Annotated in this window: 24 protein-coding genes; 17 read left to right on the top strand and 7 right to left on the bottom strand. The window is 72.6% G+C overall.

The features are described 5' to 3' along the window. The first annotated feature begins 14 nt into the window (after positions 1 to 14). Together O7617_RS27635 and O7617_RS27630 are read left to right on the top strand one after the other, a co-directional pair. The gene (locus O7617_RS27635) at positions 15 to 1,391 is read left to right on the top strand and encodes a GH1 family beta-glucosidase (RefSeq protein WP_282259139.1); all 1,377 of its coding nucleotides are present in this window, start codon (positions 15 to 17) and stop codon (positions 1,389 to 1,391) included. Positions 1,392 to 1,497: 106 nt separating this feature from the next. Beyond that, complete coding sequence (locus tag O7617_RS27630) at positions 1,498 to 2,166, top strand: TMEM175 family protein (protein WP_282259138.1); 669 nt, start codon at positions 1,498 to 1,500, stop codon at positions 2,164 to 2,166. On the opposite strand, the gene O7617_RS27625 is transcribed toward O7617_RS27630, so the two are convergent. Next, positions 2,140 to 2,730 carry a nucleotidyltransferase family protein gene (locus tag O7617_RS27625; RefSeq protein ID WP_282259137.1) on the bottom strand — a complete coding sequence of 197 codons (591 nt, stop codon included), beginning with the start codon at positions 2,728 to 2,730 and terminating at the stop codon, positions 2,140 to 2,142. The two genes, O7617_RS27630 and O7617_RS27625, sit on opposite strands and share 27 nt — an antisense overlap. 72 nt (positions 2,731 to 2,802) lie before the next feature. On the opposite strand from O7617_RS27625, the gene O7617_RS27620 reads away from it, so the two are divergent. The 6 genes from O7617_RS27620 (at position 2,803) to O7617_RS27595 (ending at position 8,106) form a co-directional block, all read left to right on the top strand. Then, on the top strand, positions 2,803 to 3,354 hold the full coding sequence (locus O7617_RS27620; protein WP_282259136.1) for a 2Fe-2S iron-sulfur cluster-binding protein: 552 nt from the start codon (positions 2,803 to 2,805) through the stop codon (positions 3,352 to 3,354). Beyond that, positions 3,351 to 4,334: a xanthine dehydrogenase family protein subunit M gene (locus O7617_RS27615; RefSeq protein ID WP_282259135.1), complete on the top strand. Its 984-nt coding sequence runs from the start codon at positions 3,351 to 3,353 to the stop codon at positions 4,332 to 4,334. The genes O7617_RS27620 and O7617_RS27615 overlap by 4 nt, the downstream gene beginning before the upstream one ends. Continuing rightward, positions 4,331 to 6,412, top strand: coding sequence for a xanthine dehydrogenase family protein molybdopterin-binding subunit (locus O7617_RS27610; RefSeq protein WP_282259134.1), 2,082 nt, complete (start codon positions 4,331 to 4,333; stop codon positions 6,410 to 6,412). Before O7617_RS27615 ends, O7617_RS27610 begins: the two co-directional genes overlap by 4 nt. 28 nt (positions 6,413 to 6,440) lie before the next feature. After that, positions 6,441 to 6,806, top strand: a complete 366-nt coding sequence (locus tag O7617_RS27605; RefSeq protein ID WP_282259133.1) for a metalloregulator ArsR/SmtB family transcription factor — start codon at positions 6,441 to 6,443, stop codon at positions 6,804 to 6,806. Next, a complete protein-coding gene (locus O7617_RS27600; RefSeq protein ID WP_282259131.1) occupies positions 6,806 to 7,447 on the top strand; it encodes an SRPBCC domain-containing protein in 642 nt (213 codons plus the stop codon). The genes O7617_RS27605 and O7617_RS27600 overlap by 1 nt, the downstream gene beginning before the upstream one ends. 143 nt (positions 7,448 to 7,590) lie before the next feature. Beyond that, positions 7,591 to 8,106, top strand: a complete 516-nt coding sequence (locus O7617_RS27595; protein ID WP_282259129.1) for an NUDIX domain-containing protein — start codon at positions 7,591 to 7,593, stop codon at positions 8,104 to 8,106. Positions 8,107 to 8,210: 104 nt separating this feature from the next. On the opposite strand, the gene O7617_RS27590 is transcribed toward O7617_RS27595, so the two are convergent. Beyond that, positions 8,211 to 9,659: an ATP-binding protein gene (locus O7617_RS27590; protein ID WP_282259128.1), complete on the bottom strand. Its 1,449-nt coding sequence runs from the start codon at positions 9,657 to 9,659 to the stop codon at positions 8,211 to 8,213. Beyond that, entirely contained in the window at positions 9,656 to 11,314 is a 1,659-nt protein-coding gene (locus O7617_RS27585) for an FAD-dependent oxidoreductase (RefSeq protein WP_282259127.1), read from the bottom strand. Before O7617_RS27585 ends, O7617_RS27590 begins: the two co-directional genes overlap by 4 nt. 149 nt (positions 11,315 to 11,463) lie before the next feature. Between O7617_RS27585 and O7617_RS27580 the strand changes: the two genes are divergently transcribed. The 3 genes from O7617_RS27580 (at position 11,464) to O7617_RS27570 (ending at position 14,895) form a co-directional block, all read left to right on the top strand. Further along, positions 11,464 to 13,719 carry a hypothetical protein gene (locus O7617_RS27580; RefSeq protein WP_282259126.1) on the top strand — a complete coding sequence of 752 codons (2,256 nt, stop codon included), beginning with the start codon at positions 11,464 to 11,466 and terminating at the stop codon, positions 13,717 to 13,719. A 65-nt stretch (positions 13,720 to 13,784) separates the two neighbouring features. Then, the gene (gene smpB / locus O7617_RS27575; protein WP_282259125.1) at positions 13,785 to 14,276 is read left to right on the top strand and encodes an SsrA-binding protein SmpB; all 492 of its coding nucleotides are present in this window, start codon (positions 13,785 to 13,787) and stop codon (positions 14,274 to 14,276) included. 226 nt (positions 14,277 to 14,502) lie between these two features. Continuing rightward, the gene (locus tag O7617_RS27570) at positions 14,503 to 14,895 is read left to right on the top strand and encodes an SCO5389 family protein (RefSeq protein WP_282259124.1); all 393 of its coding nucleotides are present in this window, start codon (positions 14,503 to 14,505) and stop codon (positions 14,893 to 14,895) included. A gap of 47 nt (positions 14,896 to 14,942) precedes the next feature. On the opposite strand, the gene O7617_RS27565 is transcribed toward O7617_RS27570, so the two are convergent. Continuing rightward, positions 14,943 to 15,809, bottom strand: coding sequence for an aldo/keto reductase family oxidoreductase (locus O7617_RS27565; RefSeq protein WP_282259123.1), 867 nt, complete (start codon positions 15,807 to 15,809; stop codon positions 14,943 to 14,945). A 142-nt stretch (positions 15,810 to 15,951) separates the two neighbouring features. On the opposite strand from O7617_RS27565, the gene O7617_RS27560 reads away from it, so the two are divergent. The 6 genes from O7617_RS27560 (at position 15,952) to O7617_RS27535 (ending at position 20,367) form a co-directional block, all read left to right on the top strand. Continuing rightward, on the top strand, positions 15,952 to 16,395 hold the full coding sequence (locus tag O7617_RS27560) for a helix-turn-helix domain-containing protein (protein ID WP_282259122.1): 444 nt from the start codon (positions 15,952 to 15,954) through the stop codon (positions 16,393 to 16,395). A 163-nt stretch (positions 16,396 to 16,558) separates the two neighbouring features. Further along, on the top strand, positions 16,559 to 16,978 hold the full coding sequence (locus O7617_RS27555) for a MerR family DNA-binding transcriptional regulator (RefSeq protein ID WP_282259121.1): 420 nt from the start codon (positions 16,559 to 16,561) through the stop codon (positions 16,976 to 16,978). Continuing rightward, entirely contained in the window at positions 16,978 to 17,763 is a 786-nt protein-coding gene (gene modA, locus O7617_RS27550; protein WP_282259119.1) for a molybdate ABC transporter substrate-binding protein, read from the top strand. The genes O7617_RS27555 and modA overlap by 1 nt, the downstream gene beginning before the upstream one ends. Then, a complete protein-coding gene (locus O7617_RS27545; RefSeq protein WP_282259118.1) occupies positions 17,760 to 18,575 on the top strand; it encodes an ABC transporter permease in 816 nt (271 codons plus the stop codon). The genes modA and O7617_RS27545 overlap by 4 nt, the downstream gene beginning before the upstream one ends. Then, positions 18,572 to 19,639: an ABC transporter ATP-binding protein gene (locus tag O7617_RS27540; RefSeq protein WP_282259117.1), complete on the top strand. Its 1,068-nt coding sequence runs from the start codon at positions 18,572 to 18,574 to the stop codon at positions 19,637 to 19,639. The genes O7617_RS27545 and O7617_RS27540 overlap by 4 nt, the downstream gene beginning before the upstream one ends. Positions 19,640 to 19,788: 149 nt before the next feature. Next, positions 19,789 to 20,367, top strand: coding sequence for a dihydrofolate reductase family protein (locus tag O7617_RS27535; protein WP_282259114.1), 579 nt, complete (start codon positions 19,789 to 19,791; stop codon positions 20,365 to 20,367). Here the strand turns inward: O7617_RS27535 and O7617_RS27530 are convergent. The 3 genes from O7617_RS27530 to O7617_RS27520 all read right to left on the bottom strand — a co-directional run bounded on the left by O7617_RS27530 (position 20,349) and on the right by O7617_RS27520 (position 22,167). Further along, the gene (locus O7617_RS27530; protein ID WP_282259113.1) at positions 20,349 to 21,059 is read right to left on the bottom strand and encodes a helix-turn-helix domain-containing protein; all 711 of its coding nucleotides are present in this window, start codon (positions 21,057 to 21,059) and stop codon (positions 20,349 to 20,351) included. The genes O7617_RS27535 and O7617_RS27530 overlap by 19 nt on opposite strands. Before the next feature lie 82 nt (positions 21,060 to 21,141). Beyond that, positions 21,142 to 21,555, bottom strand: a complete 414-nt coding sequence (locus O7617_RS27525; RefSeq protein ID WP_282259112.1) for a type II toxin-antitoxin system Phd/YefM family antitoxin — start codon at positions 21,553 to 21,555, stop codon at positions 21,142 to 21,144. Positions 21,556 to 21,594: 39 nt separating this feature from the next. Then, positions 21,595 to 22,167: a GNAT family protein gene (locus tag O7617_RS27520; protein ID WP_282259110.1), complete on the bottom strand. Its 573-nt coding sequence runs from the start codon at positions 22,165 to 22,167 to the stop codon at positions 21,595 to 21,597. Between the last annotated feature and the right edge of the window lie 120 nt (positions 22,168 to 22,287).

Genomic DNA, 22,287 nt, shown 5'->3' with positions numbered 1-22,287 from the left:
AGGAGAACCATCCCGTGCCCGACCTGTCCAAGCTGCCACCCGACTTCCTCTGGGGTGTCGCCACGGCGGCGTACCAGATCGAGGGGGCCGTCGACGTCGACGGCCGGGCGCCGTCCATCTGGGACACCTTCTCGGCGACCCCCGGCAACGTCGACAACGGCGACACCGGCGCGGTGGCCTGCGACCACTACCACCGGTGGCCGGAGGACGTGGCGCTGCTGCGTCGGCTCGGCGTGGACGCGTACCGTTTCTCGGTGGCCTGGCCCCGGGTGATGCCCGAGGGCGTCGGCCGGGTCAACCCGGCCGGGCTGGACTTCTACGACCGGCTCGTCGACACGCTGCTCGCCGACGGGATCCGGCCGTTCGTCACGCTGTACCACTGGGATCTGCCGCAGGCCCTGCAGGACCGCGGCGGCTGGCCGGAGCGGGCCACCGCCGAGGCGTTCGCCGAGTACGCGGCGGTGGTGGCCGCCCGCCTCGGTGACCGGGTGGCCGACTGGAACACCGTCAACGAGCCGCTCTGCGTGTGCTGGATCGGGCACCTGGAGGGGCGGATGGCCCCCGGCGAGCGGGACCTCACCCGCGCGGTGCACGCCTCGCACCACGTGCTGCTCGGGCACGGCCTCGCCACCCAGGCGATCCGCGCCAACGCCGCCCGGCCGGCCTCGGTGGGCCTGGTGCTCAACCTCAGCCCGATCGAGGCGGCGACCGACCGGCCGGAGGACGTCGCGGCGGCCCGCCGGGCGGACGGGCACGTCAACAGGTGGTGGCTGGACCCGATCCACGGGCGCGGCTACCCCGCCGACATGATCGCCACCTACGGGGTCGAGCCACCGGTACGCGGTGACGACCTGGCGGTGATCGCCACGCCCACCGACTTCCTCGGGGTGAACTACTACTTCCGTCAGTTGGTGGTCGACGACCCGACCGGAGCGGCGCCGTACGCCCGGCAGGTGCCGGTGCCCGGCTCGGTGGAGACCGCGATGGGCTGGGAGGTGTACCCGGCGGGGCTGGAGCGGCTGCTGGTCGACGTGCACGAGGAGTACCGACCGGGCCGGATCATCGTCACCGAGAGCGGTTCGGCCTGGCCGGACGAGGTCACCACGGACGGCACGGTGGAGGACAAGGAGCGCACCGACCACCTGGAGCAGCACCTGGCGGCGTGCGCGTCGGCGGTGGCCCGGGGCGTGCCGCTGGACGGCTACTTCGTCTGGTCACTGCTGGACAACTTCGAGTGGGCGTACGGCTACGACAAGCGCTTCGGGTTGGTGCACGTGGACTACGCCACCCAGCGGCGGACGATGAAGGCGAGCGGTCTGCGCTACGCCGAGGTGATCCGCGCCCACCAGGCGACGGCACGGGCGACCGGCACCGCGACGCCGGTGGCCTGATACACGGCAGTGTGATCGGCCGCCCGGGGCGACCCCGGGCGGCCGTTCGTGTTCCGGTCGGCCGAAACCGCCGCGAGCCACCGCGTCGAGTGGCTAGCCTGCGGCAATGTCCGCAGCACCCGACGAGGTCGACCATCCCGAGCCCACCGGTCGGGTCTCCGGCACCGACCGGATGACCGCCTTCAGCGACGGTGTCTTCGCCATCGTCATCACGCTGCTGGTCATCGACCTGCGGGTGCCGGAGTACCACGAGGGTGAGCTGCTGACCGGTCTGCTGGACGAAGGCCCCTCGTACCTCGCCTTCGTGGTGTCCTTCGTCTACATCGGGGTGCTCTGGCTCAACCACCACGCGCTGCTGCGGCTGATCCGCCGGACCACCCTCGCGTTGAGCTGGATCAACCTGGGCATCCTCTTCGGCGCGGTGATCATCCCCTTCCCCACCGCCGTGCTGGCGTCCGCGTTCACCCGGGGCGACATCGACGACCAGCGCGCGGCGGTCGCCCTGTACGCGTTGTCGGCGGCGTTGATGTCGGCCCCCTGGCTGGTGTTCTTCGGTTACCTGCACCGCCACCCGGCGCTGCTGGAGAACCGGGTCGGCCCGGGGTACGTGCGGGCGCAGCGACTGCGACCGGTCACCGGCCTCGTCCTGTACGGGATCGGCGGCCTGCTCGGCTGGTTCGTCAACCCGCTGTTGGGTCTGATCGCCGTCATCGTGATGATCACCTATCACGCGGTGACCAGCCAGGGGCTACCCCGGTGGCTGGTACGCCGCTGAGCGGCGCAGCCGGAGCAGGTCGGCCGGGGTGTCCACGTCGACGGGTCCGCCCACGTCGTCACAGGGCACCTCGACCACCAGGTCCGGACGGTCGCGGAGCAGGTCACGCGCACCCCGGTCGCCGACGGCGTACCGGTCCAGCAGCGGCCAGGTCGGTCGGCCCAGCAGGATCGGGTGGCCCGGCCGACCGCCGTAGGTGGCGACCACGATCCCTCCAACGATGTACGCCTCGCGTACCCGTCGGACCGCGACCGGGCTGAGCAGCGGCTGGTCGACGAGGACCACGACCACGGCCGGCACGTCGGCCGGTAGCGAGGCCAGGCCCCGGAGCAGCGACGAGCCCAGCCCGTCGGGCCAGCGGTCGTGGCGCACCGGCACCGCGCCGGGAAGCTCGGGCACCTGGTCGGCGCCCGCGCCGAGCACCACGTGCACCGGCGCGCAGCCACCGTCGATCAACAGCCGGACCCCGCGCCGCACCAGCGGCTCGCCGTCCACCTCGACGAGCGCCTTCGGACGGCCGTAGCGCCGCCCGGCTCCGGCGGCGAGCAGCAGTCCGGCGATCACCGTCGTCCTCTCCCGCCTGAAGAGCTTTGCGTTATTCGCACCGACATATGCCGACAAGGCTAATCTGACCCGATGCGGGACGGACCGGAGAACACGACCACGACCGACGAGCGGCACTCGTCCCGGGTGACGGTCGACGTCAACGGCGCGTCGCGCGAGGTGACAGTGGACAACCGGACCACCCTGCTCGACACGCTGCGCGAGCACCTCGGCCTGACCGGGGCGAAGAAGGGGTGCGACCACGGCCAGTGCGGCTCCTGCACGGTCCTGCTCGACGGCCGCCGGGTGAAGAGCTGCCTGATCTTCGCGGTCACCGTGGACGGCCGGTCGGTGCTCACCGTCGAAGGTCTGGCCGGGCCGGACGAGCTGTCGGATTTGCAGGCCGCGTTCGTCGCCCACGACGCGTTCCAGTGCGGCTACTGCACCCCCGGGCAACTCTGCTCCGCCCGGGGCATGCTCGACGAGGTGGCCAAGGGGTGGCCCAGCGCCGTCACCGACGACCTCGGTGCACCGGCCGAGCTGACCGACGCGGAGATCCGCGAGCGGATGGCCGGCAACCTGTGCCGCTGTGCCGCGTACCCCCACATCGTCGCGGCCGTGCGCGAGACGGCGGCGGCGACGTGAGGGCGTTCCGCTACCACCGGCCCGCCGACGTGGCCGACGCGGTCGCCGTGCTGACCGCCGAGCCGCAGGCCGCCTACCTGGGCGGCGGGACCAACCTGGTGGACCTGATGAAACTCGGGGTGCAGCGCCCGGACGTGCTGGTGGACGTGACCCGACTTCCGCTGGACACGGTCGAGGAGTCGCCCGACGGCGGGCTGCGGGTCGGCGCGACGGTGCGCAACAGCGACCTCGCGGCCCACCCGGTGGTCCGCCGGGACTACCCGGTGCTGGCCCGCGCCCTGCTCGCCGCCGCCTCCGGGCAGCTGCGCAACATGGCCACCACCGGCGGGAACCTGTTGCAGCGCACCCGCTGCGTCTACTTCCAGGACACCGGCAAGGCGTGCAACAAGCGGGAACCGGGCAGCGGCTGCGCCGCCCTGCACGGCCAGAACCGCGACCTGGCGGTGCTGGACTGGTCCGAGCAGTGCGTGGCCACCCACCCGTCCGACCTGGCGGTGGCGCTGGCCGCCCTCGACACGGTGGTCGAGGTGCACGAGGCCGACGGCCCCCGCGACATCCCGATCACCGCCCTCTACCGCTCCCCCGGCACCCATCCGGAGCGGGAGACCACGCTCGCCCGGGGCGCGCTGATCACCGCCGTCCGGCTGCCGCCGCTGCCGGCCGCGCGCCGCTCGACTTACCTCAAGGTGCGCGACCGGGCGTCGTTCGCCTTCGCCGCCGGTTCGGTGGCCGCCGTGCTGGACCTCGACGGCGACACGGTCCGCGACGTGCGGTTGGCGTACGGGGCGGTGGCGCACCGGCCGTGGCGGGCGTACCGGGCCGAGGAGGAGCTGCGGGGGCGCCCGTTCACCCCGGAGCTGGCGGCCCGGGCCGCCGACGCGGAGCTGGCCGAGGCGCGTCCGCTGCGGCACAACGGTTTCAAGCTGCCGCTGACCCGGGCCATCACCGTGCGGGCGCTCACCGAACTGGCCGCGTCGTGAGCGGCGGGGCGGTCGGGCGGGCGTACCCCCGGTTGGAGGGCGCGGCGAAGGTCACCGGCACGGCCCGGTACGCGGTGGAGTACCCGGTCGACGGGGTCACCTACGGCTGGGCGGTGCCGTCGGCGGTGGTCCGGGGCCGGATCACGCGGGTGGACACGGCCCAGGCGCTGGCGTCGCCGGGCGTCCTGGCCGTGCTGCACCACGGCAACGCGCCCCGGCTCGCGCCGGGCCCGGAGCGGGAGCTGTGGCTGTTGCAGGAGCCGGTGGTGCACTACCGGGGGCAGTACGTCGCCGTGGTGGTGGCGACCAGCCTGGAGGCGGCCCGCGAGGGCGCCCGGTTGGTCCGGATCGACTACGACGCGGGCCCGCACAGCACCGTTCTCACCGACGACCACCCCGGCCTGTACCAGCCCGACCACGTCAACCCCAGCTATCCGACGGACACCGCCGAGGGCGATTTCGACGCCGGGTACGCGGCCGCCCCGGTGCGGGTGGACGCCACGTACCGGACACCGGCGTACCACAACAACCCGATGGAGCCGCACGCCACCACGGCGCAGTGGCACGACGGGCACCTGCTGGTGCACGACTCCACCCAGGGCGCCACGCCGGTGCGCGCCACCCTCGCCGAGCTGTTCGAGCTGCCCCCGGAGTCGATCCGGGTCGTCGCCGAACACGTCGGTGGCGGCTTCGGCAGCAAGGGGTACGCCAAGGCCGCGGTGGTGCTGGCCGCCCTCGCCGCCCGGCACGTGGACCGCCCGGTCAAGCTGGCGTTGACCCGGCAGCAACTGTTCGGGCCGATCGGCTACCGCACCCCCACCATCCAGCGGGTCCGCCTCGCCGCCGACACCGACGGACGGCTCACCGCGATCTGCCACGACGCGATCAGCCAGACCTCGACCATTCGGGAGTTCGCCGAACAGACCGCCGTCTACACCCGCAGCATGTACGCCGCGCCGCACCGCCGCACCACGCATCGGCTGGTCCGCCTCGACGTGCCCACGCCGTTCTGGATGCGCGCCCCCGGCGAGTGCCCGGGAGCGTACGCGCTGGAGTCCGCGATGGACGAGTTGGCCGTCGCCGTCGGCATCGACCCGGTGGAGCTGCGCATCCGCAACGACACCGCAGTCGACCCGGACCAGGGGCGGCCGTTCACCAGCCGCAACCTGGTGGCGTGCCTGCGCGAGGGCGCCCAGCGGTTCGGCTGGACCGAGCGGGACCCGACGCCGCGCGCCCGCCGCGACGGGCGCTGGCTGCTCGGCACCGGGGTCGCCGGGTCGAGCTACCCGGCCCGGGCCCGGCCGTCGACGGCCACCGCCACCGCCCGGCCCGACGGAGGCTTCCTGGTCCGGATCAACGCCACCGACATCGGCACCGGCGCCCGGACGGCGATCTGGCAGGTGGCCGCCGACGCGCTCGGGGTGCCGCCCGAGCGGGTGGAGATCCAGATCGGGGACAGTGAGCTGCCGACCGCCCCGTTGGCCGGCGGCTCGATGGGCACCGCGAGCTGGAGCTGGGCGGTCATCCGCGCCTGCCAGGCGTTGCGGGAGAAGCGGCGCGACGACCCCGGCGAGGTGACCGCCGAGGCGGACACCACCGACGAGGTGGGCGGGCAGCCCGCACTCCCCCGGTACGCGTACGGGGCGCAGTTCGCCGAGGTGCGGGTGGACGCCGACACCGGCGAGGTACGCGTGAACCGGATGCTCGGGGTGTTCGCCGCCGGCCGGGTGGTGAACCCGACGACGGCGCGCAGCCAGCTCATCGGCGGCATGACGATGGGCCTGTCGATGGCGCTGCACGAGGAGGGGCTGCTCGACGAGCGGTACGGCGACTGGGTCAACCACGACCTGGCCACGTACCACATCACCGGCTGCGCGGACGTGGAGTCCATCGAGGCGTACTGGCTCGACGAGCGCGACGACGAGCTGAACCCGGCCGGGGTGAAGGGCATCGGTGAGATCGGCATCGTCGGCACCGCGGCGGCGATCGCCAACGCGGTGCACCACGCGACCGGCGTACGGATCCGGGAGCTGCCGATTCGACTCGACAAGCTCATCGGATCATCAAAGTTGGCTTAAATAAGCGGGCAGTGATACAACTGTCGTCGTGCACGCCTTCGACGTGCTGGGCGATCCGGTCCGGCGCCGCATCCTGGAGCTGCTCGCCGACGGCGAGCAGACCGCCGGTGCGGTCAGTGCGGTGATCGGCGACGAGTTCGGCATCTCCCAACCAGCCGTGTCCCAGCACCTCAAGGTGTTGCGGGACAACGGCTTCGCCACCGTGCGGCCGGAAGGCACCCGGCGGTTGTACGCGGTCGACCCACGCCCACTACGCGAGGTCGACGGCTGGCTGGAGCACTTCCGCCGGTTCTGGGCCCCACCTCTGGCGGCACTCGCCACCGAGCTGGCCCGAGGTCGACGCGAGCGTCGGCTGCGCGAGCCCGCCGATCCACCCGACGAGAGGAACACCTGATGTTCGACGCCACCGAGCAGATCAACGCCGTCCAGCGGAAGGTCGGCAGCCGCACCCTGGAAGCCGGCGAGGCTCGGGTGACCACGATCAGCCAGACCTACCAGGCGACGGCCGACGACCTGTGGGACGCCTGCACCAACGCCGAGCGCATCCCCCGCTGGTTCCTGCCGATCTCCGGCGACCTGCGGCTGCACGGCACGTACCAGTTGCAGGGCAACGCCCACGGCACCATCGAGACCTGCGAGCCGCCGCACCGGTTCACCGCCACCTGGGAGTACGGCGACGAGGTGAGCTGGATCGAGGTGCGCGTCACGGCGGTCGGCGACGAGCGGGCCCGCCTCGACCTGGACCACATCGCGCACGTCGACCAGGACCGGTGGGCGCAGTTCGGGCCGGGTGCCGTCGGCGTCGGCTGGGACCTGGGCCTGCTCGGGCTCGCCGCGCACCTGGCCGGCGACGGCAGCGGCATCACCCCGGACCAGGCCGCCGAGTGGACCGCCTCCCCCGAGGGTCGGCAGGCGATGGAGCTGAGCAGCCACCTGTGGGGTGAGGCGAGCATCGCCGCCGGCACCGACGCCGACGAGGCGAAGGCCGCCGCCGAGCGCACCACCGCCTTCTACACCGGCACCCCGGAGGTCTGAGCGCGGGCGGCGGCGCGGCGGGCTCCGGGGCCCTCGGAGCTTCAGGCGCGGGCGGCGGCGCGGCGGGCTCCGGGGCCCTCGGAGCTTCAGGCGCGGGCGGCGGCGCGGCGGGCTCCGGGGGCGTCGGAGTAGCGTGCTGCGGCATGACCGGCACGCCGTACTCGCACTGCTCCTCCTGTGGCGCCGCCTACCCGCCGGCCGCCGGTTGGCCCCGGGTCTGCGCGGCCTGCGGCGAGACCGTGTGGCGCAACCCCCTGCCGGTGGCGGTCGCGGTGCTGCCGGTCCGCACGGCCGAGGGCCTGGGCGTGGTGGTGGTCCGCCGGGACATCGAGCCGGCCCGCGGCCTGCTCGCGCTGCCCGGCGGCTTCATCGAGTACGGCGAGGAGTGGTCCGACGCGCTCGTCCGTGAGCTGCGGGAGGAGACCGGCCTGGTCGCGGCGGCCGAGGACGCCCGGCTGTTCGCGGTGCACGGCGCCCCGGCGGGCGGCACCATGATGGTCTTCGGGGTGCTGCCCGAGCAGCGGGCCGAGGACCTGCCACCGTCGGCGCCCACCGAGGAGGCGACCGAGTGGCTGGTGCTCACCGACCCGGTCGAGCTGGCGTTCTCCACCCACACCCGGGTGCTCGCCGACTTCCTCGCGGCGGAACGCCGCTTCTGAAGCCACCACGGCGGGGGTGATCGACTCCAGGTCGCCGATGCGGGGGTGTCCGGACGGCGAGATGGCACCACCTCGCCGATGTGGAGTCGATCATCCACCGTTCTCTAGGTAGTCGGCGCGTCGCCGGGCGCACCCTCCGCGATCGGCAGCAGCACCCGGAAGGTGGTGCGCCCCGGCTCGGTCTCCACCCGGATGTCGCCGTGGTGCTTGTGCACCACGATCCGGTACGAGATGTCCAGCCCCAACCCGGTGCCCGCCCCCACCGGCTTGGTGGTGAAGAACGGCTCGAAGATCCGTGGCCGCACCTCCGGCGGGATACCCGGGCCGGTGTCGGTGATCTCCACCGCCAGCAGGTCGCCGACGAGTCCGGTGCGGACGGTCAACACACCCTTCTCACCCATCGCGCCCAACGCGTTGTCGATCAGGTTGGTCCACACCTGGTTCAGCTCGGCCGCGTACGCCGGGACCGGCGAAAGACCACGGTCGTACTCGCGGACCAGCTTGACCTCGGCGGGGATCTTCCCCTTGAACATCACCAGCGTGGCGTCGAGCAGGTCGTGCACGTCCACCACCCGGTGCGGTGCCCGGTCCAGCTGCGAATACTGCTTGGCGGCGCCCACCAGGCCCGAGATCCGGGTCACCGCGTCGCCGATCTCCCGCATCAACAGTTCGGTGTCGACGGTGTAGGTGAGCCAGCGCACCGCCGCCTCCAGGTCGGCCGGGCCGACCGCCGCCTTCACCTGCGTCAGCCAGGCTGTGTCGAGGCCGCCACCGACCAGGATCGGCGCCAGGTCCCAGGCACCCTCGACCCCCTGGTCCTCCAGCCAGTCGGTGAGGGTGTCCTCGGCGTCCGCGGTGGCCACCGGCGACAGCTTCGGCGCGGTCGCCACCCGGGCGACGGCCTCCTCCTGCAACGCGACGAGACCGTGCAGGGCGCTCCCGTCGAGCCGACCGTCGGCGATCATCGCGAGCTTGTGCCGCATCCCGGCGACCCGGTCCCGCAACACCGACGTCGCCCGCACCGCCGCCGCGGCCGGGTTGTTCAGCTCGTGCGTCAACCCCGCCGACAGCGATCCCAGGGCCAGCAGCCGCTCCCGCTCACCGACGATCGCCTGCGAGTCCCGCATCCCGAAGAACAGCCCCTCCAACAGGTGCATGGGCATCGGGAACCAGGACCGCAGGGCGTACGCGAAGTCCTCCGCCGGCAGCACGAAGAAGTCCGCGTCGGTCACCGCCCGCAGGCTGTTGCGGTAGACCTGGTCGACCTGGTCACCCAGGTACGCCTGGGTGGCCCCGCCGTACACCCCACGCTGCTCGGTCCGGCTGACCTCCACGTCGTCGCCGTGCACCAGACGACTCAACGCCACCGCCCCGCGCACCAGGACGAAGAAGCAGGTGGCGGGCTCGCCCTCGCCGTACACGAGGGTGCCCCCGGCCCGCTGCTCGACCCGGCCGTGCTCGGCCAACCAGTCGAGCTGCGCGTCGTCGAGGGCCTCGAACAGGAACAGGGTACGCAGCTGCGCCGGTGTCAGCCGGTCGGACTCGGTGGTCATTGGCCCTCCAGGTAACGGTGCACCAGCGAAACAGCCATCGCGCCCTCGCCGACGGCCGAGGCGACCCGCTTGACCGACTCGGCCCGCACGTCACCCGCGGCGAACACGCCCGGCACGCTGGTCTCCAGGTGGTACGGGTCGCGGGACAACGACCAGCCCGTCGGCCGCCGCCCACCGGCAAGCAGATCCGGACCGGTCACGATGAAGCCGCGCCCGTCACGGACCAGCACCCCGTCCAGCCACTCGGTGCGCGGCTCGGCACCGATGAAGATGAACAGCCACGAGGTGTCGACCGAACGGGCCTCCCCGGTGCGGGTGTCGCAGAGGGTCAGCCGTTCCAGGTGCCCCTCCCCGGCCGCGCCGACCACGGCGGTGTGCGGGTGCACGGTGATCCGGTCGATCCGTTCCAACTGGTCGATCAGGTACCGCGACATCGAGGCGGTCAGGTCCGCGCCTCGGATCAGCAGGTGCACCCTCGACGCGTACCGGGAGAAGTGCACCGCCGCCTGCCCGGCGGAGTTGGCCCCGCCGACGATGTAGACGTCCTGCTCGACGCAGCTCGGCGCCTCGGTGGCGGCGGCACCGTAGAACACCCCCCGACCGGTGAAGTCGGCCAACCCGGGTGCGTCGAGCACCCGGTACGACACACCGGTGGCCAACACCACGGTGTGCGCCGCGATCTCGCTGCCGTCGCCGAAGCGCAGCAGCCGGGCACCGCCGGCCTCGCTGAGACCGACCACCTCCCGGGCGCTGAGCAGCTCCGCCCCGAACTTCACCGCCTGCCGCCGGGCCCGATCGGTCAACTGGGCGCCGGAGACGCCGTCCGGGAAGCCCAGGTAGTTCTCGATCCGGCTGCTCTGCCCCGCCTGCCCGCCGGTCGCCCGCCGCTCGACGAGCACGGTCCGCAGCCCCTCCGACGCCCCGTACACGGCCGAGCCGAGGCCGGCCGGGCCACCGCCGATCACCACCAGGTCGTAGAAGTCGGACGCCGGCACCACGGTCAACCCGGCCAGCGCGGCCAGCTCGGCCTCACTGGGGGCGATCAACGCCTTGCCCTCCGGGGTCACCACCAGGGGTACGTCCGCCTCGGTGGCCCCGGCCGCGTCGAGCAACCGGACACCCTCCGGGTCGTCGGACAGCAACCAGCGGTACGGCACCAGGTTGCGGGCCAGGAAGTCGCGGACCTTGAACGACGGCGCCGACCACCGGTGCCCCACCACCCGGATCTCGGCACTCGCCGCGTCCGGGGTGGCCGCCCACGCCTCCAGCAGCCCGTCCACCACCGGGTACAGCTTCTCCTCCGGCGGATGCCACGGCTTGAGCAGGTAGTGGTCCAGGTCCACCACGTTGATCGCCTCGATCGCGGCGTCGGTGTCCGCGTACGCGGTGAGGAGCACCCGGCGCGCCGCCGGGAAGATGTCCATCGCCGCCTCGAGGAACTCCACGCCGGTCATCTCCGGCATCCGGTGGTCGGCCAGCAGCAGCGCCACCTGCTCGCCGCGCAGCTTGACCTCGCGCAACGCCTCCAGCGCCTCCGGCCCCGACGAGGCCCGCAACACCCGGAAGCGGTCGCCGTAGCGGCGCCGGACGTCCCGGGCCACCGCCCGGGACACCACGGGATCGTCGTCGACGGTCAGGATCACCGGGTTCGCCATGGCGCCATGAAACCACCTGCCGTGGGTCCGCCGCACCAGGGCGTGAGGTCCGCCGCACGGTTGACCGGGCGCGGGACGGGTAAGCCGGGGAGCCGCGCGGGCCGCACCCCGGCTATCCGCCCGGTTGCCGCGCACACTTCGGGGGGCCTATGGCGGACGCGACACCGACCCGAGGAACGACGTCGGGCGCGATCGTGGAGCTGCGGGTGCACGGCGTCTCCGGCGCGGGGGCGGACCAGGTGTTGGACCGACCGCACGTGCACCAGGTCGCCGGAGACCGCAGCGGCGGGTTCTACCGACCGCGTCCCGGCTACCCGGACTCGACCGGGACCGACGGGGTGACGCTGGAGGCGTACCGCTGGGGCGACCTGCCGTCCGGCACGGCCGTCCGGACGCTGTCGCTGGTGTTCCTGCTGCCGTTCATGCTCTGCAACGTGGCGTTGTGGATGCGCCCGGCGAACTCCGCTTCGAAGCGCGGCTTCATGGCGCTGTGCCGGGTGCTCGCCCTCACGCTCACCATGCTCTACGTGCTCTCCATCGTCGGCGTGGCGCTGGACCTCGTCGCCTGGCGCTGCATGGGCAGCCCGGCATGCCTGGCCGGCCGGAGCTGGCTGTCCTGGCTCGGCGGGCGACCGACCGGGCTGCGCCTCGCTCTCCTAGCGTTGGTGCCGGTCGCCGCCATCGGGCTCGTGTGGCGGCTGGGCTCCCGCCCGAGCCACTCGTTCGACGCGTTCCGGACCCCCTCGACGCCGGTGTCGAAGCACCGGTTGAGCGCGGTCGGCCAGTGGGACGGCGCCCCACTGGTGGGTCGACTGCGCTCGGTCCACGTCGCGGCGGCGTTCGCCACGCTGGACGGCAGTCTGCTGGCCGCACGGGCCAGCCAGCACTCCTCGTGGACGATGGCGATACTCCTGACCGCCACCGGGGCGGTGCTGCTGACCTGCCTGGTCATGGTCACGATGGTGCCGAGCATCGATCGACCGAGTCCGTCACCCCGCGTCGACACCCTCTTCCGCACAGTGCGCACCCTCGCCTGCGGCCTGACCATCCTGGTGATCGTGCACATCGCCATCAGCCCGGCACCGTGGCCGCAGGGCGGCGTGCTGCCCGGCTACAGCGCCATCGTGGCCTGGGTGTTCGTCAGTCAGACGGTGCTGGTCGTCAGCCTCGCCGCGCTGGTGCTCTGGCGGCGCGGTGGCGGGCAACGACGGGCGCCGCTCCGCGCGTTGGGAGCGCCGGTCTTCATCACCGTCGCCGCCGAACTGGCGGTGGCCTTCTCCGCCGAACTGGTCTACCGGGGCGCGGATCTGCTCGACCGCAACGGAACCACGGCGGACAGCCTGGAAACCAGCCCTCCCCTGGCGTACAAATGGGCGATTTTCGGTTTCTTCTTGGCGATGGTGACCGCCCTGCTGGTCGCCGGTCTGGTCACCCGGCTGACCAGACCCGGACGCCGGCGGGCCGCGCGGGCGATCGTGGCCGCCGACTTCCCGGACGCCCCGCCGTCGGCGGCGAGCCGACTCCGCCGCGTCGAGCAGGCGGTGGCCCGGGCGCGCTTCACCGAACGACTCGAACCACTCTCGGTGGTGTACGCCGGCCTGGCGGCGCTCGGCCTGTCCACCAGCGTGCTCGGCCTGCTCCAACTGCTCCCCGGCGACGAGGCGCAGCGCTACGTCGGAGTCCCGGAGAGCCTGGTCGACTTCCTGATCGGGTTCGGCAGCTACCTCATCGCGGCGGTCGTGCTCGGGCTGGTGATCGGCGGCATCTTCGCCTACCGGACGGCCGGATTCCGACGGTACGTGGGCGTGCTGTGGGACCTGGGCACCTTCTGGCCCCGGGCCGCGCACCCCTTCGCCCCGCCCTGCTACGCCGAACGGGCCGTACCGGAGCTCGCCAAGCGGGTCAGCTACCTGGTGGAGCAGGGGCACGGGGTACTGCTCGCCGGGCACAGCCACGGTTCGGTGCTGCTCGCCGCGACAGTGCTCCAGCTACCCACCCGGATCACCGACCGGGTCGCCCTGCTGACCTACGGGTCCCCACTCGGACGGCTGTACTCACGGCTGTTCCCGGCGTACACCGACGACCCGGCGTTGCGGGAGATCGGCGAGCGGGTCGGTTGGCGGTGGCTCAACCTGTGGCGCGACACCGACCCGATCGGCGGCTGGATCTTCGCCTCCCAGCGGCCCGGCCGGGCGGAGAAACTGACCGGACCGGCGGCGACCGTGGATCGCCGACTGGTCGACCCGGTCGACGTGGTGCCCGCGCCCAGCGACAGCGTGCCGCCCCCGATCCTCGGGCACTGGCCGTGCGAGTCGCAGGAGGCGTTCACCGAGGCCGAACGGGACCTGATCGCGCGGCTGCGCCACGGACACCCGGCACACGGCGGACACCCGGCACACGAGTGAGCCGACCGGCCCGGTGCCGCCGATATCGGATGCCGTCGCCGGGTGACTCCGACTATCGTCGCGGGGTGACTCCGTCCAAGCAGCCCGAACGTCGGCTGATCGCCTCGAACAAGAAGGCCCGGCACGAGTACGAGGTGCTGCGCACGTACGAGGCGGGCATCGTGCTGGTCGGGACCGAGGTGAAGTCGCTGCGCGAGGGACGGGCCTCGCTGGTGGACGCGTTCGCGCACGAACGGGACGGCGAGATCGTGCTGTACGGCCTGCACATCGCCGAGTACGCGTACGGCACGTGGACCAACCACGCACCCCGACGCAACCGCAAACTGCTGCTGCACCGGGCCGAGATCGACCGGATCCTCGACAAGGTCCGCGAGGGTGGGGTGACCATGGTGCCCCTGTCCATGTACTTCGAGAACGGCTACGCCAAGGTCGAGCTCGCCCTGGCGAAGGGCAAACGCTCCTACGACAAGCGGCAGACGCTGGCCGAGCGGGACGCCAACCGGGAGATCGCCCGCGAACTGGGCCGACACCTCAAGGGCCACCCCCGCCACCCCTGACCGTCCTTCGTTCCGTCCGGGTCGCGCGGGGGCGCGGGGGCGCGGGGCCGTGCGGGTCGCTGCGCGTGCCTTCGCGCGGGTCGCTGCGCGTGCGGGTCGCGGCGCGGGTTTCGTGCGGCTCGCGGCGCGGCGCGTCCGGACATCGTTGACGTTCGACCGATGACGTGGTGTGCTGAGCTCGAATCGTTAATGACAACGGTTTTCGTTAGCGATACGGAGGAGAACCATGTCACTCACCGTCCCGCCCGCCCTGCTCGACGCCGCCGAGCGCGGCCCCGTCGACGACGAGGCGTTCATCGCCTGCGTCCGCGAGTCGCTCCCGTACGCCTGGGCCACCGTCAGCCGGGTGGTGGCCGAACTCGAGTCGGGCGACGCCGAGCTGGCCGACAACGTCGTGCCGCCGCCCAGCGACGCCGACCGGGGGCAACTGCTCCGGGCACTGGCCAGCGACGCCATCCGCGCCTGCCTGGAACGACACTTCCGCGTACGCCTGGCCTTCCAGAACTGCCACCGCGTCGCCGCGTTCCGCCCATCGGCCGTCGACGGCGAGCGCTACCGCCGCTTCGTGTCGACCCGTGGCCAACTGCTCAACCAGTCGCCGGAGTTGCGCAACTGCTGACGGCACGGGGTGGACCCGCCGGGAACGCCGACGGGTCCACCCGTTCGCTATCGGCCGATCCTGTCCAACTCGGCGAGGTCGTCGCCGGACAGCGGAAGGGCTGCGCCCGCGATGTTCTCGTGCAGGTGTGCCACGGACGAGGTGCCCGGGATGAGCAGGATGTTCGGCGAACGGCGGAGCAACCAGGCCAGGGCCACCGACATCGGCGCCGCCGCCAGCCGGGCAGCCACTGTCGAGAGCACCGAGGACTGCAGGGGGCTGAAGCCGCCGAGAGGAAAGAACGGCACGTAGGCGACGCCCTGCTCGGCGAGCGCGTCGATCAGCTCGTCGTCCTGGCGGTGCGCGAGGTTGTACATGTTCTGCACGCAGACGATCGGTGCGATCGCCTGCGCCTCGGCAACCTGTTCCGGCAGGGCATTGCTCACTCCGAGATGCCGGATCAGGCCCTGCTGCTGAAGGACGGCGAGCGTCTCGAACGCCTCGGCGACCGAACCGGGTTGAGGTCCGGCGGCGTCGCCGAGCCGGAGGTTGACGAGGTCGAGCACGTCGAGACCGAGGGTCTCGAGGTTCTCGTGCACGGACCGGCGCAGGCTCTCCGGGTCACGGGCCGGAGGCCAGCCGCCCTGCTGGTCGCGGTTCGCGCCGACCTTGGTCACGATGTGCAGCGAATCGGGGTACGGGTGCAGCGCTTCCCGGATCAGCTGGTTGGTGACGTGTGGCCCGTACGCCTCGGAGGTGTCGACGTGGGTGATGCCACGCTCGACAGCCGCGCGCAGGACGGCGAGTGCGCCGTCGTGGTCGGCCGGCGGTCCCATGACCCAGGGGCCGGCCAGCTGCATGGCGCCGTAACCGAAGCGGGTGACCATCAGGTCTCCCAGCGGCCAGGTGCCGCCGGGAAGGGAGGTGGAGACCATGTTTTCGTACCTCTGACTCTCGTGTCGCACCGAGCGGTACCGGTGCCTCGTCCTACCTGCTCCACTATCGGGGGGTAACTTCACTACAGGAAGTAGGCACCTGAAAGTGCGTAACTCCCTCAGCAGCAGGAGGAACGGTTCGATGACGACGACGACGGCGGCGCAGAAGAGAGCTCAGGCCAAGGCGGAATACGACACGTTCCTGGCCCAGTGCCCGAGTCGCAAGCTGCTCGACCGCATCGCGGACAAGTGGGTCACCCTGGTTCTGGCCGCGTTACGCACCGACGGCTCGCACCAGTTCGGTGCCGACTGCGCTGGCGATCCCCGGCCGATGCGGTACTCGGAGTTGTCGCGCCTGCTGGCCGGAGTCAGTCAGAAGATGCTGACCCAGACGCTGCGCTCCCTGGAACGCGACGGTCTGATCACCCGCACGGTGGTGCCGACCGTGCCCGTCACCGTCACCTACGAGCTGACTGAGCTCGGCGTCTCCCTGCACCAGGTGATCCGCGGTTTGAAGGGCTGGGCCGAGACGCACGTCGACGACGTGCTCGCCAACCGGGCGGCGTACGACAACCAGCGGACCTGAGCGCGGCCACGACGCCGGCCAGCGGCTCCGCACCACGGGACGGAACGACCCGGCCGAACGCACCATCAGGTGCGCACCTTCGGACACAGAAGCCCCCACGAGTACGCACACGCGGCACGTTCCGGCCTTTCGTGCCCGCAGGTGCGGCAGCTAGGGTGAACCGGTGACGATGTTCCGGATCGGTGAAGCGGCCGACCTGCTCGGTGTCAGCAGCGACACGATCCGCCGCTGGGTGGACGCCGGGCGGCTGACGGCCCGGCGCGACGAGCACGGCCACCGGGTGATCGACGGCGTCGACCTGGCCGCCTTCGCCCGCGCGCAGGCCGCCGACCCGGACGCGGGCGCCGAGTTCTCGTCGGCCCGCAACCGGCTGCGCGGCATCGTCGTGGACGTCCGCAAGGACACGGTGATGGCCCAGGTCGACATCCAGGCCGGCCCGTTCCGCGTCGTCTCGCTGATGAGCCGGGAGGCGGTCGACGAGCTCGATCTGCGGGTCGGTTCGGTGGCTGTCGCGGTGATCAAATCGACCACGGTCGTGGTGGAGCGGGCCGCACCGGCCGCGAGCAGGGGAAGGCCGAGCTGATGAGTGCGCGGGCGGTGCGGAGGGCGGTGGCCGTACTGATGGCACTGGCCCTCGCCGGTTGCGGTGCGGGCGACGACCGGGCCTCCGGCGGTGCCGCGGACGGTCGGGGCGTCGGCGCGGTGACGGTGTTCGCGGCCTCCTCGCTGACCGAGTCGTTCACCCGGATCGGGAAGGACTTCGAGGCCGCCAACCCGGGCAGCACGGTGACCCTGAACGTCGCCGGCAGCTCTGCCCTGGCCAACCAGATCAACCAGGGTGCTCCGGCCGACGTGTTCGCCTCGGCCGCCCCGGCGAACATGGCCACCGTCACCGAGGCCGGCAACGCCGATGGCACGCCGAACATCTTCGCCCGCAACCAGTTGGTCATCGCGGTGCCCCGGGGCAACCCGGAGGGGGTCAGCGGTCTGGCCGACCTCGGCAAGCCCGGTGTGAAGGTGGCGGTGTGCGCCACGCAGGTGCCCTGCGGCGCGGCGGCTCGTACCGCCCTGGACGCGGCCGGCATCACGCTGACGCCGGCGACCCTGGAGCAGGACGTCAAGGGCGCGCTCGCCAAGGTGAAGCTGGGTGAGGTCGACGCGGCACTGGTCTACCGCACCGACGTGCGGGCGGCGAGCGCCGACGTGACCGGTGTGGAGTTCCCCGAGTCGGCGAAGGCGGTCAACGACTACCCGATCGTCGCGCTGAAGGACGCGCCGAACCCGTCCGGCGCGCGGGCCTTCGTCGCGTACGTCCGCTCGGCGGCGGCGCAGGCGGTCCTCGTCGAGGCCGGCTTCCAGGCTCCATGAGCCAGCTCCTCGATCACGCCACGGCCCGGCGGCGGGGGCGGGTGCCGGCGGCGCTGCTGATCCCCGCCGGGCTGGGGCTGCTCTTCCTCGTCCTGCCGTTGGCCGGGCTGGTGGTCCGGGCACCGTGGACGACCCTGCCCGCCCGGCTCACCGAACCGGGCGCGCTGACCGCTCTTCGGCTGTCGGTGCAGACCGCGACCCTGGCCACCGTCCTCTGTCTGCTGCTCGGGGTGCCGCTGGCCTGGATGCTGGCCCGGGTCGACTTCCCCGGCCGCCGACTGGTACGCGCGCTGGTCACCGTGCCGCTGGTGCTGCCGCCGGTGGTCGGTGGGGTGGCGCTGTTGCTGGTCTTCGGTCGGCGTGGGCTGCTCGGCGGTTGGCTCGACGCCACCTTCGGCATCACCCTGCCCTTCACCACCGCGGGTGTCGTGCTGGCCGAGTCGTTCGTGGCCATGCCGTTCCTCGTCATCGCGGTGGAGGGGGCGCTCCGTGCCGCCGACCACCGCTTCGAGGAGGCCGCCGCGACGCTGGGCGCCAGCCGGTGGACCACCTTCACCCAGGTGACCCTGCCGCTGGTGGCGCCCGGGCTGGCCGCCGGCGCGGTCCTCTGCTGGGCGCGGGCGCTCGGCGAGTTCGGCGCCACCATCACCTTCGCCGGCAACTATCCCGGCCGGACGCAGACCATGCCACTCGCCGTCTACCTGGCGTTGGAGACCGACCTGGAGTCCGCGATCGTGCTCAGCCTGGTGTTGCTCGTCGTGTCGGTCGGCATCCTGGTCGCGCTGCGGGACCGCTGGATGACCAGCGCATGACCGGCCCGCTGCTCGACGCCCGGCTCATCGTCGACCGGGGGACGTTCCGACTCGACGTGCCGTTACGGGTGGTGCCCGGCGAGGTCGTCGCGCTGCTCGGCCCGAACGGCGCCGGTAAGACCACCGCGCTGCGTGCCCTGGCCGGGCTGCACCCGCTGACCGACGGCCACGTCACGCTCGACGGCGTCGACCTGGACCGTCCGGCGACGCGCGACTGGGTGCCCACCGAACGCCGGTCGATCGGTGTGGTCTTCCAGGACTACCTGCTCTTTCCGCACCTGAGCGCACTGGACAACGTGGCTTTCGGGCCGCGTCGACACGGCGTCGACCGGAGGACCGCCCGCGCGACGGCGCGTGGCTGGCTCGACCGGGTGGGGCTCGACGGGCACGCGCACCGCCGCCCCCGGCAGCTCTCCGGCGGTCAGGCACAGCGGGTGGCGCTGGCGCGAGCGTTGGCCCTCGTACCGTCGCTGTTGCTGTTGGACGAGCCGCTCGCGGCCCTGGACGCGCGCACCCGGCTGGACACCCGTGCCGAACTGCACCGCCACCTGTCCGCGCACCCGGGCGCGACGCTGCTGGTCACCCACGACCCGCTGGACGCCCTCGCGTTGGCGGACCGGCTGGTCATCGTCGAGGGCGGGCGGGTGGTCCAGGAGGGCGACGGGCCGAGCGTCACCGCGCGTCCGCGCACCGACTACGTCGCACGGCTGGTGGGGCTGAACCTCTACCGGGGCAGGGCCGACGGGTTCGGGGTACGGGTCGCGCCGGAGCTGACCCTCGCCGTCGCGGACCGGCTGGACGGCGAGGCGTTCGTGGCGTTCCGACCGGCGGCGGTGGCCCTGCACCCGAGCCGTCCGGAGGGCAGCCCGCGCAACACCTGGACGGGAACCGTGGCCGGTGTCCAACAGCACGGCGACAACCTGCGTGTGCAGGTGGACGGGCCGATCGAGGTGGCCGCCGACGTCACGCCGGCCGCCGTCGCCCAGTTGCGGCTGATCCCCGGTCAGCGCGTGTGGGTGGCCGTCAAGGCAGCCGAGACGCGCGCCTACCCGGCCACCGGCTGACCGCCGGGCCGCCGGCCACCTGGCTCGTGAACTGACGACCAGTCAGCCGCGACAGCGTGGGACCCGCTGTCGTTTTCGTCCAAGACGGCCGTCGCGTCCGCCCTCTAGCCTGGACCCGGCAGCTCGCCCGAGCATGAGGAGACAGCACGATGCGCAACCTGGTCTACACCGGTTTCATGTCGCTGGACGGCGTCGTGGACTCGCCCGGCGGCGGGCCTTCAGAGGAGCACCGCAGCGGCGGCTGGGTGTTCAAGGACCTCGAGTTCGTGCCGGAAGCCTGGTCGCTGAAGGGCGAGGAGCTCACCGACACTACGGCGTTGATGTTCGGCCGTCGCAGCTACGAGGCGTTCGCGCCGGTCTGGCCCGGCTCGGAGGACCACGCCGGCTACAAGGAGCTGCCCAAGTATGTGGTGTCGACCTCGCTGTCCGACGACGCCGTCGTCGACGGGTGGGGGCCGACCACGATTCTGCGCTCGACCGGGGACGTGGCCGCGCTCAAGGAGGGCGACGGCGGTGCGATCTTCATCCACGGGAGTGCGGAGTTGGCTCGGCGGCTGTCCGACGCGGGCCTGATCGACCAGTACAACCTGCTCGTCTTCCCCGTGTTGCTCGGTGCCGGCAAGAGCCTGTTCGGCCGGGCCGACCGGGACAAGTACATGCTGACGCTGCGGGAGTCGGAGAGCTACCCCAACGGGATCCTCAAGCTGGTCTACGACGTCAAGCGGTGATCCAGGTCGAGGGCGATCGCGCCGCCACCTCCCTCGCGGAGTTGCCGGGCGGTGCGGCCGACGTAGGAGCGCAGTGCTCGGGCCAGGTGCGGCTCGTCGAAGTAGTCGAGCTTGACGACGACGTCGGCGGCCGGGTCGCCGGCAGCCAGTAGCTCCGCCGCGGTGCGGGCACGCTCGATCTGCCGAACGGCGCTCTGCGTCAGCCCGGTCGCGGCGCGGAACCGGCGCTCGACCGTGCGCCCCGACACGGCCGGGCGGTGACCCCGCAGCACGTCGACGACGAGCGCGTCACGGACCACGATCCCGGCCCGGACGAGCCGGTCGACCAGAGCCTCGGTGTCGTCGGGTGACGGCGTCTCCCAACGTTCCCCGTCCAGTCGGAACGTCCGTCGAGTGGTGTCGGGAAGCACGATGCCACCGTCGGTCAGCGCCGGGGTGGGCACGGCCCGCAACGAGGTGCCCACGGCGAACTCGATGCCCGTGAAGGTCGCGCCCTCCGGCACCGGCGCCGTGCCGGTCCGGGTCTCGGGACCGGTGATGCTCGTGTGCGCCCGGCCGGCCTGTTGCCAGAACACCAGGCCCCACCGCACCCCGGCGACGGACGTCATTGCGGTGACCTGCTCGCTCGTGCAGGTCCACACGATGTCCACCCAAGGCGAGTCCGATCCCCGCGTCGTGAACCGTAGTCCCACGGGCGAAGGATACGCGCTGCGCGTTCTGCCGTGGCTCGCCGACGACGGAGCCGATCCCCGCCACCTGGCGGCGGGGACGCGGTCAGCCGGCGAGCAGGTCGGTGTGCGCGGCACGCAGTCGGACCAGCGTGGGGTCACTGCCCGGGATGACGCGGCGATCCAGCTCGGCCCATGCCTCGGCGAGCGCCGCCCGGACCGCACTCAACTCGGCGGCGTGCCGCTGACTGCTGCGGCGGTGCTGCTCGTCGAGGCGACGGGCCCAGCCGGCGGTGACGGCGGCGAGCCGGTCGGCGTCGGCGCGGGCCTGGGCGCCGCTGCGGGCGGCCGCGGCGGGGACGATCGCGGCGACCGGACGGGGGTCGCCGTCGCGGGTGACGACGGTGACCGCGTCGGTCAGCTCGGCCAGCGCGACGAGCTGACTGAACCGGGTGCGCGCCTCACGCAGCGGCACGGAACGCGGCGGGTCGGAATGAGGGGTGAGCGCGGGGACGGCCATGAATGCATGGTGGCGACCGGGTACGACAGAAATCCGTCGTCAGTGGACGGTGGCCGGCGATCCGCTCGCCGCGGACAGCCACTCGTCGGCCAGCACCGACCAGATTTCGAGGTCGATCCGGCCGTGCGGACCCGGTCGGAGCTGGCGGAGCGTGCCGTCGAGGCGCAGACCGAGCCTCCGCGCGAGGGCCCTGCTGCGGGTGTTGTCGGCGTTGGTCCGCCACTCCACCCGCTGGATGCCGCGCTCGCGGACCGCCCAGTCGACGATCCGGCGGATCGCCGGTGCGACCATGCCCCTGCCCTCGGCCGCCGGCTCCACCCAGCAGCCGACCTCGCAGGCGCCGCCGGCCGCGTCGAACGACACGAAGATGACCCCGCCGACGAGGGTGCCCCGCCACCACAGCCCCCACATGCCTCCGCTGTCACCGGCCCAGCGGTCGGCGTACCGCTGCAGCACCGCCCGCGCCGAGGCCAGGTCGGTGGCGGCGAAGGACGGCGACACCCAGGGCTTGATGTGTTCGCGGGCGCGGTCCATGTGGGCGAGGAACTCCTCGGCCCGCCACGGCTCCAGCGGGCGCAGCTCGACATCCTCGGTCAGCGGCAGGGCGAACACCGGGCCTCCAGTCAGGTGCGCGTGGATCGTCGGTTGCAGGCTCGCACAGGCCCGTCGGTCCGCGCCCCACCGGGGCCACGCGACGGCACTCGCGCGCCGGGGAACGCCGACCCAGAAGAC

This window comes from Micromonospora sp. WMMD1155 (assembly GCF_029581275.1).
Lineage (GTDB): Bacteria > Actinomycetota > Actinomycetes > Mycobacteriales > Micromonosporaceae > Micromonospora.
The sequence above is the reverse complement of the archived record's forward strand: the minus strand, read 5'-3'. Positions and strand labels throughout refer to the sequence as shown.

Excerpts from the sequence above, each read along its gene's own strand:
- O7617_RS27545 (WP_282259118.1), top strand. The coding sequence starts at position 17,760 with ATGAGCCAGCTCCTCGATCACGCCACGGCCCGGCGGCGGGGGCGGGTG.
- O7617_RS27630 (WP_282259138.1), top strand. The coding sequence starts at position 1,498 with ATGTCCGCAGCACCCGACGAGGTCGACCATCCCGAGCCCACCGGTCGG.
- O7617_RS27590 (WP_282259128.1), bottom strand. The coding sequence starts at position 9,659 with ATGACCACCGAGTCCGACCGGCTGACACCGGCGCAGCTGCGTACCCTG.
- O7617_RS27595 (WP_282259129.1), top strand. The coding sequence starts at position 7,591 with ATGACCGGCACGCCGTACTCGCACTGCTCCTCCTGTGGCGCCGCCTAC.
- O7617_RS27620 (WP_282259136.1), top strand. The coding sequence starts at position 2,803 with ATGCGGGACGGACCGGAGAACACGACCACGACCGACGAGCGGCACTCG.
- O7617_RS27540 (WP_282259117.1), top strand. The coding sequence starts at position 18,572 with ATGACCGGCCCGCTGCTCGACGCCCGGCTCATCGTCGACCGGGGGACG.
- O7617_RS27580 (WP_282259126.1), top strand. The coding sequence starts at position 11,464 with ATGGCGGACGCGACACCGACCCGAGGAACGACGTCGGGCGCGATCGTG.
- O7617_RS27565 (WP_282259123.1), bottom strand. The coding sequence starts at position 15,809 with ATGGTCTCCACCTCCCTTCCCGGCGGCACCTGGCCGCTGGGAGACCTG.
- O7617_RS27585 (WP_282259127.1), bottom strand. The coding sequence starts at position 11,314 with ATGGCGAACCCGGTGATCCTGACCGTCGACGACGATCCCGTGGTGTCC.
- O7617_RS27525 (WP_282259112.1), bottom strand. The coding sequence starts at position 21,555 with ATGGCCGTCCCCGCGCTCACCCCTCATTCCGACCCGCCGCGTTCCGTG.
- O7617_RS27560 (WP_282259122.1), top strand. The coding sequence starts at position 15,952 with ATGACGACGACGACGGCGGCGCAGAAGAGAGCTCAGGCCAAGGCGGAA.
- modA (WP_282259119.1), top strand. The coding sequence starts at position 16,978 with ATGAGTGCGCGGGCGGTGCGGAGGGCGGTGGCCGTACTGATGGCACTG.
- O7617_RS27535 (WP_282259114.1), top strand. The coding sequence starts at position 19,789 with ATGCGCAACCTGGTCTACACCGGTTTCATGTCGCTGGACGGCGTCGTG.
- O7617_RS27570 (WP_282259124.1), top strand. The coding sequence starts at position 14,503 with ATGTCACTCACCGTCCCGCCCGCCCTGCTCGACGCCGCCGAGCGCGGC.
- O7617_RS27600 (WP_282259131.1), top strand. The coding sequence starts at position 6,806 with ATGTTCGACGCCACCGAGCAGATCAACGCCGTCCAGCGGAAGGTCGGC.